Raw genomic sequence first — 10836 nt, forward strand, 5'->3', positions numbered from 1 at the left:
CTGCTTTGGGGTACTGCTTCCCGGGCCGCAGTTTCCGTACACTGCCTTTCCGTACTCTGCCTGTTTGACGCTTTTTGGCGTCCACAGAAAGACCTCAACCATCGATATTATCGCAGGTCGATGGGTTTTGCAAGTCTTTTTTGAAAGGGGGCGCATGGCCCCCGGGGGCATCAGTGCGCCGCGGGGCGAGCTTGGCGCTGGGCCTCGATGATCAGGCCTTCCAGGCGCGGGGACATCCGCAGCGCCACCTGCGCGCCCATCGTGCCGTCCGGCTGGCGTTCGGTTTCCAACGCCAGGCCGATGCGTTCGTCGTTGAACGCTTCAGGGGCCGCCTCGATCTCGACGTAGCGGGAAAGCAATGCGTCGACCGCTTTTTGGGCATCCGCCAGGGCTTCGTCCGACAATTGGCCATGTCCCAGGTACTGGTTCACGACGCGCGCCAGATCGTCCATGAAGAAGAGCAGGGCGGCTGCGCCGCGGCAATCGGGCTGGGTGAACCCCCAGGAGGCGGAAGTAGCGTTTTGGGTCATCGTTGAAGCAGAGCCAGTGTTGCGGGCGGCCGATAGCGCGGCCGGATCGGGCATTTTAAGGGATCGGGGCATCGAGGCGATGCCCCGGCATGGTGCATACTTCCATCCCTCATGATCCGATCCGCCCGACCTTCCGACCTGGCCTGCCTGGCCGATATCGAGCGCTCCGCTGCCGAGCGCTTTCGCGGCACCGCCCTGGCCTGGGCTGCCGATGGCGAACCGCTGCCCGCGAGCGAATTGGCTGCGGCCGAGGCCGCGGGCCTGCTGTGGGTCGCCCAGCCCGATGACCAGGTGCGCGGCTTCGCGCTGGCGCGGCCGATGGGCGGCGACCTGTTCCTGGCGGAGATGTCGGTGGCGCTGCCTTGGCAGGGTCATGGCCTGGGCCGGGCGCTCTTGCAGGCGGTGTTGGCGCACGCGCGGGCCGCAGGCGTCTACGGCGCGGTGGTGCTGACCACGGACCGGGAGTTGCCCTGGAATGCGCCGTTCTACCGGCGCCAGGGCTTTACTGAACTGCCTGCGCCGCTCGCGCCGCTTTTGCAGGCCCGATTGCAAGCGGAATCGGACGCCGGCTTCGACGCCGCGCGGCGGTGCGCGATGACCTACCCGCTGAACGCATGATGGCGGGCAGCTCGCCGCGCGGCGCGTCCTGTGTCAACTCGCTTCGATCGCAACAAAATCCGCCCGCCGATGGCTGCCGAAGGGCGCTTCGGGATAATCTGCCCACGGACGCCAGCCGTCGCCGTCGTGGCGGCTGCGGCCCCGGCGTTTCAATCCCCGCAACCCCAATCCCCCATGCAAGGAGGACACGCATGTCACCATGGCGAGCCTGCCTGACGGGCCTGGCGATGGCTTCGATGCTGTTCATGACGGCCTGCGTCAATAAAGAGCCCCAGGAGCGGGTCGCGTTCATCCAGTTGCTGCAGGCACGGGTGAGCAGCGACGCGTTGTTGCCTATCGGCGCATTGAGCAAAGCCGAGAAGGACGCAATAGGCGGCTACGCCGACGCGTATGAGGTCATTACCGATTTCCAGAAGGCGATGGCCGAGGCCGCCGCCCCGTTGCGCGAGGTGTTGGCGGTGGAGACGATCCGGTCGGTCGGGGACATCGTCGAGCGCAAGGCCGGCTTCGAGGCTGCCCGCAAGACCCTGGCAGACAGCGCGGGCAAGCTGCAGGATGCCCGCGCCAAGGCCGATCGCGCGCGCGCCGCGATGACGCTGCCGCCCGATCTCGCGCCCGTCTATGGCGGCGCGTATGACGAAGCCGTGACCGGCCCCGCCGCGGATCTGATGCAGGCCGCCACCCGGATGGACTCGGTTGCGCGCGACGCCGTGGGCGTGGCGGATTTCGTGGCGGATCATGGGGCGGACATCCAGTTGGTGGACGGTCAGGCCCGCGTGGCGACGCTGTCGCTCCAGCAGGAACTGAACCTGCGCCTGCAGGGGCTGAACGCGCAGTCCGACGGCTTGGCGCAAGCGCGCGAAACCGTTTTGCTTGCCGTGGCGCTGGGGGCCTGAACCCGCCACAAGGTGGACGCTTTGTACAATGCGGGTCTCGCGGCGTTCGCCGTGCCTGGAACGGAATATGAGCCAATCATCCAGCTTGCACTACAGAACCTTTCTGCTCCTGCTCGTGGTGGTCACCATCGCGTTCGGCTGGCTACTGTGGCCTTTCTACGGCGCCGTTTTCTGGGGCGCCATCCTTGCCATCATCTTTGCGCCCTTGCAGCGCCGGCTGGTCGCGCGTATCGGCGGGCGGCGCAACCTTGGCGCGTTGATCACCTTGCTGCTTGTCCTGCTGCTGGTCATCCTGCCGTTGGTCGCGATCAGCGGTTCGCTGGTGAGCGAAGGCGCGAACCTGTACCAAAGCATCAAGTCGGGCGAACTGAATTTCGGCGCTTATTTCCAGCAGGCGATGGCCGCGTTGCCGCCGTCGGTGCATGACCTGCTGGCGCGTTTCGATCTGGCCGACATCCCCAGCCTGCAGCAAAAGCTCAGCGCAGGCGCGATGCAGGCCAGCCAGTTCCTGGCGACCCAGGCGCTGAACATCGGCCAGGACACGTTCCAGTTCGTGATCAGCTTCGGCATCATGCTGTACCTGCTGTTCTTTTTGTTGCGCGACGGTCCGCAACTGACGGCGCGCTTAAAGCGCGCGATGCCGCTGAGCGACGCGCACAAGCAGCACCTGTTCCGCAAGTTCACCACCGTCGTGCGCGCCACCGTCAAGGGCAACATCGCGGTGGCCGCGGCGCAGGGCGCGCTGGGCGGGATCATCTTTTCGATCCTGTCGATCCAGGGCGCGCTGTTGTGGGGCGTGATCATGGGCTTCCTGTCGCTGTTGCCCGCGATCGGCGCCGGCCTGATCTGGGCGCCGGTCGCCATCTACTTCCTGTTGACGGGCGCCGTGGTCAAGGGCGCGGTGCTGATCGCGTTCGGGGTGCTGGTCATCGGCATGGTGGACAACGTGCTGCGTCCGATCCTGGTGGGCAAGGACACCAAGATGCCGGACTATGTGGTGCTGATCTCCACCCTGGGCGGCATGGCCCTGTTCGGCTTGAACGGTTTCGTGATCGGCCCCTTGATCGCCGCGCTGTTCATGGCCTGCTGGGACCTGTTCTCGCCCGCCTCGGAAGAATTGCTGGGCAAAGCGGAAACGACGCCGCCGCCCGCAGAGTGAGGCGCGTGGTCGGCGCGTGCGGGTGGCGACAAGTCATCCGCGCGCGACGCGCCGGGTGTATGGTGTAGCAGCGTCGGCCTTTCCGGCCGGCCTTTCGTGTCGACGTCGCCACTCAGGAGCGTGTTGCATATGGAATGGAAACTGCATCGATCGGGCTGGATCGAAGAGCGCAATTTCGATATCGAGTTCGCTGAAACCCCCGAAGGCTTTCACACCCGCGTCCGCATCTTCGGATTCCCGGTGCTTGAAGACACCAAGCACGTCTATCCCAACGAGGCGTTGGCGGAGAAGGGGGCGTTGACCTTGCTGAAAAGCCAGTTCACGGGCACCCCCGACCTGGAAGAGCAGTAGCTCAGCGCAGCCGCAGCAGGTTGTCGCCGATCATCAGGTCGCGTTCCGGCCGTGGTCGGGTGCGCACCAGCCCCTGTTCCAGCGCCTGGCCGATATCGTCCACGCCGGTCGCGCCATCCAGGGGCTGTTCAAAGCTCTCCGCCCGGAGCCAGCCCAATTGGTGCCAGGCGTGCGTCGCATCCGAAACATAGGCGATCAACTGTTCGCCGCTGCCGGGCTCTTCGTCGCGTGGCGGGATGTACAGGATGATCTCGTCCACGCCGTCGCCTGTCAGGTCGGCGAAGATCAACCGGCAAGGCGGCGTCAACGCCTTGTTCTGCGTGGCCGGGGGGGAGCACAGCTTTGCCCGGCCGGGGGAGTCGGCGCGCAGCGCGTTCCACCATGCGTCGGGTATCGCGCGGCCTGCCGGCGTGGTGGCGAACGCCGGCACGGCCGTCGGCGCCGGATCGGCCGCTGATGGCTGGCCGTTGAGCCGTTGCACGTCGTCCCAGCTGTAGTAGCTGCCTTTCAGGGCCTCTGCGGCCGCCAGGGCAATCCGCGGGTCCCGCGCATTCGCTACGCCGTCTGCCAACTGCTGCAAGGCATCGCGGCCCCAATGGCCGTAGTCCTTGCCCATCGCGTGAAAGCTGAACCGCTCCGGATCCAGGCGTCCGTCGATCATCCGCCGCAGCTGGCTTTCCGCCGTCAGGCGTTCGGGACTGGCGACTGGTGTGTTGATGGCCAGCAGCAGCCCCAGCGTGGCGAAGGCCGCAATCAGGTTGGTGGCAGCCAGCACGGCGTAGTAACGCGTGGGTCGTAGTGCTGCCCAGGCGTAGCCTGCGCCGTACAGGATCAGCATCCCGCTGCCTGCGATGCCCCACACGCGCAGGACGGTCCAGCCGTATTGCTCCACGCGGACGACGGCGCCGTAAAAGGCCACCGCGGCCAGCGGCGGCAGGCACACCATCGACGCGCGCAGCAGCGCCCGCAGCCGCGGTCCAAAGGGGGCGGCCTCGGGGCTGTCCTGCCAGGCGGCATTGATCAGCTTGATCCAGGCAAGCGAGAAGGCGATCAGCGCGCCGGCCGACAGCTGCACGGCCGCAAGGCCCAGCGCCATCCGGGCGGCCAGCGCCAGCGTGAACGCCAGCCCGACGGCGGTGACCAGCGGCAGGAGCCACGCGTTCAGCGTCAGCCAGGAGCGCTGCAGCGTATCCGTCAGCGACGGGCGGCGGCGCACGCCCACCAGGCAGGCGGCCAGGATCATCGGCCAGGCCGCGAGCCGGAAGTACGCGTCGTCGACGATGGCGCGGACAGCCCGGATGCCGATCATCGTGAACATGGCGCCCGCGGCGGTCAGCAGCAGGCATACCGCTGCGGCCAGGCAGGCGGCGAGCGTCAGATGAACCGTCAGGCGCCAGGCGGCGCGGAAGACGGCGGGGTAGTTCCATTGGGGCTTGCCGGCATCCAGGGCCTGGATCAACGGCAGCAGGATGAAGCCTGCGGCGCCGGTCAGCAACAGCGCCAGCGCCAAGGCATTGCCCGGCGGCCATCCGCCCAGTTCGTAGGGCAGCGCGCCGTTCGCGGACGTCAGGCCGCAGGCCGTCACGGCGGGCAGGATCAACCCGTATGCCGCCAGCGCCGCAAGCCAACGCCGGCCGCTGCGCATCCCGGCCAGCAATGCGCCTGCCAGCGGCGCGAGCGCTATCCATTGCAGCAGAAAAGCCAGGGCAAACGGGTGGCCCCAGGGCCAGGCCCGCAGCGCCATGAGCTGGTGGAGGATCAGGCCGGACAGGGCGGCGATGGCGCCGTAGGTCAGCACGGTCTTATCTGACGCGTCGAGTGCGCCGGAGGTGGATGATTCAGGGGACATATTGGTCATGGCGGCGATAGTATCAACCTGTCGCCAATGGGGATGACCAACCGTATCCGTCCGTCAGGAAGTCGTCGCCTGGCCGAAAATTTCGGAGTAAATTGGGGACGCGGAGCGGGGCGCGATCAGGCGTAACACCGTCCCGGAGGACATATCGGGAGGCGCATGAGACCAAGGGGGATAGGCGATGGCTGATGGCGAGAGCCTGGCGGGCGCGAAGGCTCGTCCGCTGCACCGGTATTCCATGCGGGCCGGTTTGCTGGCACTCGTTTTCACCTGTATTTCGCCGGCTCTGGTGGTGGCGTCGGTGGCCGTGTATGAAAGCTATGTCATCCAGAAAGAGCGGATATTCCGCGACACCATCTTTCTGGCCCGCAACCTGACCGCCATTCTCGACCGCGAGCTGACCGGTGTCGAAGCGGGCGTGCAGATGCTGGCAACGTCGCCCGACCTGATCGGCGGCGACCTGGCAAGTTTCCATCAGCGCGCTCGGGAATCGGTACGGTTCCAAATCGTGGACAGCTACGTCCTGACCGACCGCGAAGGCCGGCAGATCATCAGCACGCTGGTGCCGTATGGCACCCCGTTGCCCATGAGCGGCGCGCCGCAGGACTTGAACCGGGTGTTCGAGACGCGCGCGCCCGTGCTCAGTCATTTGTTCACGGGCGGCGTGAGCCGGCAGCCGACGATCGCGCTGGGTGTGCCGGTGGTGCGCGGCGATGCGGTCGTCTACAGCCTGAATGTGGGCCTGTCGCCCAGCCGCATCGGTAACGCATTGGGCCGCCGGGCGCTACCGGACGGGTGGGTGGCGGCGGTGCTGGACAGCTCCGGGACCATCGTCGCCCGTACCCGCGACGCCGCGCGGTTCGTCGGACAGAAAGCGGTTCCCACCTTGGCACAGGCGGTGCAGCAGGAAAGCGAGGGTGCGCTTGAGACCACCACCAAAGAAGGCACGCCGGTCTACACCGCGTTCAGCCGGTCGGCGCTTTCGGGCTGGACCGTCGCGGCCGGCGCGCCCATGACCCTGTTGACCACGGATCTGTACCGCTCCATCGCTTGGCTGGCGCTAGGCACCTTGTTTGCGTTCGGCCTGGGGCTGTGGTTGGCTTTGCGCCTGGCCAGCCGCCTGACCTCGGCGGTGCAGGGGCTGGTCGGCCCGGCGCTGGCGTTGGGCGAAGGCCGCACCGTCGAGTTGCCGGCCACTCATGTGAAAGAGGCCCAGGAGGTCGGCACCGCGCTGTTGCAGGCCTCGCGCATGTTGGCGCACGCCCAGCATCTGGCGCACTACGACCCGCTGACGGGCCTGTGCAACCGGGTGCTGTTCGGTGAACTGATCCTGCGTGAATTGGCGGTGGCGCAGCGCAGCGGCGAATCCTTCGCCATCCTGGCGATCGACCTGGACGGTTTCAAGGCCGTGAACGACCTGCATGGCCACGCCGCCGGCGATACGGTCCTGAAGGAAGCCGCGGACCGCATGGCGCGCGCGATCCGGGTGTCCGACGTGGCGGCCCGCCTGGGCGGCGACGAATTCGCCGTCCTGCTGATGGGCGTCGGCCAGGAAAACGCCCAGATCGTCGCCGAGGCGCTGGTCGAGGGACTGTCGCTGCCGTATCCGGGTGTCCGCGTGGCGGTGTCAGCCAGTGTGGGCATCGCCGTCTATCCCCATTCCGGCATCACGATGCTGCAACTGCTGGAGCGTGCCGATGTGGCGCTGTACAAGGCCAAGGGGCAGGGCAAGCGGCGGGTTGCGTCGGATCTGTGACGCCGGGTGCGTGCCCGCTAGCTGGGGGGAGGCGCCTGTTGCGGCGCCAGGGCGGTCAACACCTCACCCGATTTCAGGCGGTACCGCTTGTCGCCCAAGGCGATGACGCGTTCGCCTTCCGATGTCCTGAGGATATAGCGCGTGGCTGGCGGCGGCGGGTCGACGGTCCCCGGATCATCCGCTTGCAAGAAAACCTCTATCCGATAAAGCCTGCCCGACTCCGTGCTGGCGAGCACATCGCTCAATCTGCGTATGGAAATGGCCATGCGGATGCTTCTCCCTCTTCTTCATTGTTTCAGTGGGTATAGCGCTTATGGGCACGGGTTCGCCCATGCCGGCAGGTCACGACTTCAACGCCGGGTATTCGTTACACTGCTCGGCTGACGCCGCGCCTGGCACGCAGGCAACGCGGCGCGCAGCAATGAGCAAGCGGAACGGTAATGCAAATTTCCCTCGGCCGGAATTCGGCCACCTTCTTAGGTTTGCTGGCGATCGTGCTGTGGGGCACGGTCGTCGGCCTTATTCGCAGCGTCAGCGAAAGCTTCGGCGCCATCGGCGGCGCCGCGCTCATCTACACGGTGGGTTCGGTTTTCCTCGTGGGTTTGCTGGGCTTTCCGAAGTTGCGCAGTTTTCCCCGGCGTTATCTCATCGTCGGCAGCCTGCTGTTCGTCGCTTACGAGATCTGCCTGTCGCTGTCCCTGGGGTTCGCGCTTGACCGCGGACAGGCCATCGAGCTTGGTATCGTCAACTATCTCTGGCCGTGCCTGACGGTGGTGCTGGCGATGGTGATCAACGGCCAGCGTGCCAACGCATGGGTAGTGCCGGGGATTGCGCTGTCGGTATGCGGCATCGTCTGGGTTGTGGGCGGATCGGGCGGACTGTCGTGGGAACGCACCTTGGCCAACGTATCGAGCAACCCCCTCAGTTATGGATTGGCATTCAGTGGCGCCATTATCTGGGCCGTTTATTGCAACGTGACAACGCGGTTCGCCGACGGCAAGAATGGCGTCGCGCTGTTCTTCATGCTGACTGCGGCGGCGTTGTGGATCAAGTATTGCTTCAGCGCCGAGCCGGCGCTGGCATTCACCGGATCCGCCACGCTTGAACTGTGCGTGACCGGTGGTGCGATGGCAGCCGGTTACGCGCTGTGGAACGTGGGAATACTCAAAGGCAACCTGACCTTGCTGGCCACGGCGTCCTACTTCACACCCGTGCTCTCCACCTTCTTCGCAGCCGTATGGCTCTCGACCCGCCTCACGCCGCCATTCTGGCAGGGCGTGGCGATGGTCACCGCCGGTTCGTTGTTGTGCTGGGCGGCGACGCGTGGCAAGCCCGCCCGGGGCGGATAGCCCTGGCGGGTTGCCGCGAGCGAGGCAGTCAGTCGATCAGCATGGTCTGGGCCACGGCGTAGCCCAGCGGGATCAACAGGAGCGAAGCGAAGGTTGAACTGACAATCGCCGCCGAAATCTTCAGCCAGGGCTCGGGCCCTGCGCTTTGAATCGTTTGAATCACCAACGCGACGATACCCATAACCATAAAACAGCTGATAACCACTGCTACGTAAGTCATGTTGTCTCCGTCCTCGCCTGATTAAAGGGATGCGGCGCCGCTTGTGCGGTCTATATGTTTGTGCTGATTGTGCGCCTGTATTTGCAGTGTGGACCCTAGGGTTTTCCTGGCGGCAACCGTCCGTTGTGGCGTTTTTGCCTCGCGGTGTGCAGCATGGATTCATGTGCTCTTGCAACATTTCGAACGGCGTTCAACACCGTGTTGCGGGCGGACGGCTTTGCGCTACGATGGGGGCATCCCATTACTGAAAAGGCTGCCAGATGCCGCACAGATTGCGCCCCGGCACGCGTGCCACGCTACAGGTCAGGCAATTGATGCCCGGCGAGTTCGCGTGGATCATCACCTTGCTCGATCCCGAATCCGGTAATGTGCACAGCACCAATTATTCGGAAAGGCGCTATGCAAGCCAGGACGAAGCCTCCGCCGCCGGCAAGGCAGCCGTGATGGCATTTCTGGGCAGTGATGGCATAAATGGCCTGGATGTGCAAAAGGACGACAAGGCCAAGGCCTGACGCCATTTGGCGGGACGCCACCGAAAAGCCCTCGAAAGAGGGCTTTTTTGCGTACTGCGCAACCGTCTGGCTGTTTCGGGAACGCTAATTGCTGTAAGGCGGGCGGCGTGTTTGACGCCGGAGGAGAAACACCATGACCCCATCCCCGCACCGAGAACCCGGCCTGCCTGACGACCTGTCGCCGGACGATCCCGCGCTACCCGGCAACCTGCCGCCCGACGATCCGCTACCGGATCCGAATCAGCCGCCGGACGATCCGCCGGCTCACGATCCCACGCCCCCCGCCCCCGACCCGCGCCTGCCGGGCGCAATTGACCTGGCCTGAGCGCCGGTGTCGCAATGCAATGACAACCATGAGGAGTCCGTTATGCGTTCCATCTTGCTGTGGCTGATAGGCGTGCCTATTCCCATCATCATCCTGCTGGCGCTTTTCTGGCACTGACGTGCAATCCGTTTCCCGCGCTGGAGCCGGCCCGATCAGGGCCCGCTTGCGCCGCGACAAAACAATCAACAAGGAATCACCATGGAAAACGCATCTTCATTGAGCCAGCCCTACGGCGGCGTCGTGCCTCCGCACGAATCGGCCGTCTCGGCGGTGTCCTGGGCCGCGGTGATCGCGGGCGCGGTGATCGCCGCTGCGCTGTCGCTGGCGCTGTTCGCCGGCGGCACTGGCCTGGGCTTCCTGTCCGTGTCGCCGTGGGCCGATGAGGGCATGTCTGCTCCCGCGGTCGGCATCAGCATCATTGCGTGGATGCTTTTCACGCAGATCGTCGCATACGGCATCGGCGGCTATGTGGCCGGGCGCCTGCGCACGAAATGGGTGGATGTGCATTCGGATGAGGTCTATTTCCGCGACACGGCGCACGGCTTCCTGGTGTGGGCGCTGAGTGCGGTGGTCAGTGCCGCGCTGCTGGGTTCGGCGATCGCCACCGTGGCCTCCGGCGCCGCGAAGACGGGTGCGACGGTAGCGGCTGGGGCGGGCGCAGCAGTCACGGCAACGGCCGCGGCCGGCGCAAGCGGTGGCGGCATGGACCGTGCCACCGACTACTTCACGGACACGCTGCTGCGTTCTGACCGCCCCGATGCGGGCGGCGACCGCAATACCGCGAGGGCTGAAGTGGGCCGTATCGTGGCAATGAGCCTGGCGCGTGGCGACATCGCACCCGAAGATCGTGACTATGTGGTGAAGGTGGTGGCTGCGCAAACGGGCGTGGAACCCGCCGTGGCGCAGCGCCGTGTCGAACAGGCGATTGCCAACGCCAAGAAGGCGGCGGAAGACGCCAAGCAGAAGGCCAAGGAAGCCGCCGACAAGGCGCGCAAGGCCGCAGCCGCATTTGCGCTGTGGGGCTTTGCCTCGATGTTGATCGGCGCCTTTGTGGCAAGCCTGGCTGCAACCTGGGGCGGCAAGCGCCGGGACACGCTGCGTCGCGCGTAATGCCTGCACTGCGGTTTGCAGTGGCCGATGGCGATCGGCGAGTGTGAACCGATCGCCGTCGCCGCAAAGCAAAAGGCCCTCACCGAAGTGAGGGCCTTTTTGAATTCTGGTGGCGCATCCCTGATTCGAACAGGGGACCTGCGGATTATGATTCC

13 protein-coding genes are annotated in these 10836 nt (G+C 65.7%); 9 read left to right on the forward strand and 4 right to left on the reverse strand.

What is annotated here, in order from left to right:
• Positions 1 to 170: 170 nt before the first annotated feature.
• Entirely contained in the window at positions 171 to 530 is a 360-nt protein-coding gene (locus tag ACO6D5_RS09690; protein ID WP_315844591.1) for a hypothetical protein, read from the reverse strand.
• Positions 531 to 641: 111 nt separating this feature from the next.
• Here ACO6D5_RS09690 and ACO6D5_RS09695 point away from each other — a divergent pair, with 111 nt between their 5' ends.
• The 4 genes from ACO6D5_RS09695 (at position 642) to ACO6D5_RS09710 (ending at position 3554) form a co-directional block, all read left to right on the forward strand.
• Positions 642 to 1148: a GNAT family N-acetyltransferase gene (locus tag ACO6D5_RS09695; RefSeq protein WP_485825240.1), complete on the forward strand. Its 507-nt coding sequence runs from the start codon at positions 642 to 644 to the stop codon at positions 1146 to 1148.
• Between the two features lie 191 nt (positions 1149 to 1339).
• Positions 1340 to 2044, forward strand: a complete 705-nt coding sequence (locus tag ACO6D5_RS09700) for a DUF3053 family protein (protein WP_485825241.1) — start codon at positions 1340 to 1342, stop codon at positions 2042 to 2044.
• Between the two features lie 67 nt (positions 2045 to 2111).
• Complete coding sequence (locus tag ACO6D5_RS09705) at positions 2112 to 3203, forward strand: AI-2E family transporter (protein WP_315844594.1); 1092 nt, start codon at positions 2112 to 2114, stop codon at positions 3201 to 3203.
• A 129-nt stretch (positions 3204 to 3332) separates the two neighbouring features.
• Positions 3333 to 3554, forward strand: a complete 222-nt coding sequence (locus tag ACO6D5_RS09710; protein WP_006224956.1) for a hypothetical protein — start codon at positions 3333 to 3335, stop codon at positions 3552 to 3554.
• Position 3555: 1 nt separating this feature from the next.
• On the opposite strand, the gene ACO6D5_RS09715 is transcribed toward ACO6D5_RS09710, so the two are convergent.
• Entirely contained in the window at positions 3556 to 5403 is a 1848-nt protein-coding gene (locus tag ACO6D5_RS09715; RefSeq protein ID WP_485825242.1) for a DUF4153 domain-containing protein, read from the reverse strand.
• A gap of 187 nt (positions 5404 to 5590) precedes the next feature.
• On the opposite strand from ACO6D5_RS09715, the gene ACO6D5_RS09720 reads away from it, so the two are divergent.
• Positions 5591 to 7165, forward strand: a complete 1575-nt coding sequence (locus tag ACO6D5_RS09720) for a diguanylate cyclase (RefSeq protein ID WP_485825243.1) — start codon at positions 5591 to 5593, stop codon at positions 7163 to 7165.
• Positions 7166 to 7182: 17 nt separating this feature from the next.
• Here the strand turns inward: ACO6D5_RS09720 and ACO6D5_RS09725 are convergent, their stop codons facing one another.
• On the reverse strand, positions 7183 to 7431 hold the full coding sequence (locus ACO6D5_RS09725; RefSeq protein WP_315844597.1) for a 6-phosphofructokinase: 249 nt from the start codon (positions 7429 to 7431) through the stop codon (positions 7183 to 7185).
• 174 nt (positions 7432 to 7605) lie between these two features.
• Here ACO6D5_RS09725 and yddG point away from each other — a divergent pair, with 174 nt between their 5' ends.
• Positions 7606 to 8514, forward strand: a complete 909-nt coding sequence (gene yddG, locus ACO6D5_RS09730) for an aromatic amino acid DMT transporter YddG (protein ID WP_485825244.1) — start codon at positions 7606 to 7608, stop codon at positions 8512 to 8514.
• A gap of 28 nt (positions 8515 to 8542) precedes the next feature.
• On the opposite strand, the gene ACO6D5_RS09735 is transcribed toward yddG, so the two are convergent.
• Positions 8543 to 8734 carry a hypothetical protein gene (locus tag ACO6D5_RS09735; protein ID WP_006224951.1) on the reverse strand — a complete coding sequence of 64 codons (192 nt, stop codon included), beginning with the start codon at positions 8732 to 8734 and terminating at the stop codon, positions 8543 to 8545.
• A 314-nt stretch (positions 8735 to 9048) separates the two neighbouring features.
• Here ACO6D5_RS09735 and ACO6D5_RS09740 point away from each other — a divergent pair, with 314 nt between their 5' ends.
• The 3 genes from ACO6D5_RS09740 (at position 9049) to ACO6D5_RS09750 (ending at position 10681) form a co-directional block, all read left to right on the forward strand.
• Entirely contained in the window at positions 9049 to 9246 is a 198-nt protein-coding gene (locus ACO6D5_RS09740) for a hypothetical protein (RefSeq protein WP_315844599.1), read from the forward strand.
• A gap of 133 nt (positions 9247 to 9379) precedes the next feature.
• Positions 9380 to 9571, forward strand: coding sequence for a hypothetical protein (locus tag ACO6D5_RS09745; RefSeq protein WP_315844600.1), 192 nt, complete (start codon positions 9380 to 9382; stop codon positions 9569 to 9571).
• Positions 9572 to 9769: 198 nt separating this feature from the next.
• On the forward strand, positions 9770 to 10681 hold the full coding sequence (locus ACO6D5_RS09750; RefSeq protein WP_315844601.1) for a hypothetical protein: 912 nt from the start codon (positions 9770 to 9772) through the stop codon (positions 10679 to 10681).
• Positions 10682 to 10836 lie beyond the last annotated feature (155 nt).

The sequence above is a fragment of the Achromobacter sp. genome (genome assembly GCF_057314935.1).

What these genes read in the sequence shown, in the direction of transcription:
- ACO6D5_RS09690 (WP_315844591.1), bottom strand. Translation starts at nt 530, where the DNA reads ATGACCCAAAACGCTACTTCCGCCTCCTGGGGGTTCACCCAGCCCGAT.
- ACO6D5_RS09695 (WP_485825240.1), top strand. Translation starts at nt 642, where the DNA reads ATGATCCGATCCGCCCGACCTTCCGACCTGGCCTGCCTGGCCGATATC.
- ACO6D5_RS09750 (WP_315844601.1), top strand. Translation starts at nt 9,770, where the DNA reads ATGGAAAACGCATCTTCATTGAGCCAGCCCTACGGCGGCGTCGTGCCT.
- ACO6D5_RS09705 (WP_315844594.1), top strand. Translation starts at nt 2,112, where the DNA reads ATGAGCCAATCATCCAGCTTGCACTACAGAACCTTTCTGCTCCTGCTC.
- ACO6D5_RS09700 (WP_485825241.1), top strand. Translation starts at nt 1,340, where the DNA reads ATGTCACCATGGCGAGCCTGCCTGACGGGCCTGGCGATGGCTTCGATG.
- yddG (WP_485825244.1), top strand. Translation starts at nt 7,606, where the DNA reads ATGCAAATTTCCCTCGGCCGGAATTCGGCCACCTTCTTAGGTTTGCTG.
- ACO6D5_RS09715 (WP_485825242.1), bottom strand. Translation starts at nt 5,403, where the DNA reads ATGTCCCCTGAATCATCCACCTCCGGCGCACTCGACGCGTCAGATAAG.
- ACO6D5_RS09745 (WP_315844600.1), top strand. Translation starts at nt 9,380, where the DNA reads ATGACCCCATCCCCGCACCGAGAACCCGGCCTGCCTGACGACCTGTCG.
- ACO6D5_RS09710 (WP_006224956.1), top strand. Translation starts at nt 3,333, where the DNA reads ATGGAATGGAAACTGCATCGATCGGGCTGGATCGAAGAGCGCAATTTC.
- ACO6D5_RS09720 (WP_485825243.1), top strand. Translation starts at nt 5,591, where the DNA reads ATGGCTGATGGCGAGAGCCTGGCGGGCGCGAAGGCTCGTCCGCTGCAC.
- ACO6D5_RS09735 (WP_006224951.1), bottom strand. Translation starts at nt 8,734, where the DNA reads ATGACTTACGTAGCAGTGGTTATCAGCTGTTTTATGGTTATGGGTATC.
- ACO6D5_RS09725 (WP_315844597.1), bottom strand. Translation starts at nt 7,431, where the DNA reads ATGGCCATTTCCATACGCAGATTGAGCGATGTGCTCGCCAGCACGGAG.
- ACO6D5_RS09740 (WP_315844599.1), top strand. Translation starts at nt 9,049, where the DNA reads ATGCCCGGCGAGTTCGCGTGGATCATCACCTTGCTCGATCCCGAATCC.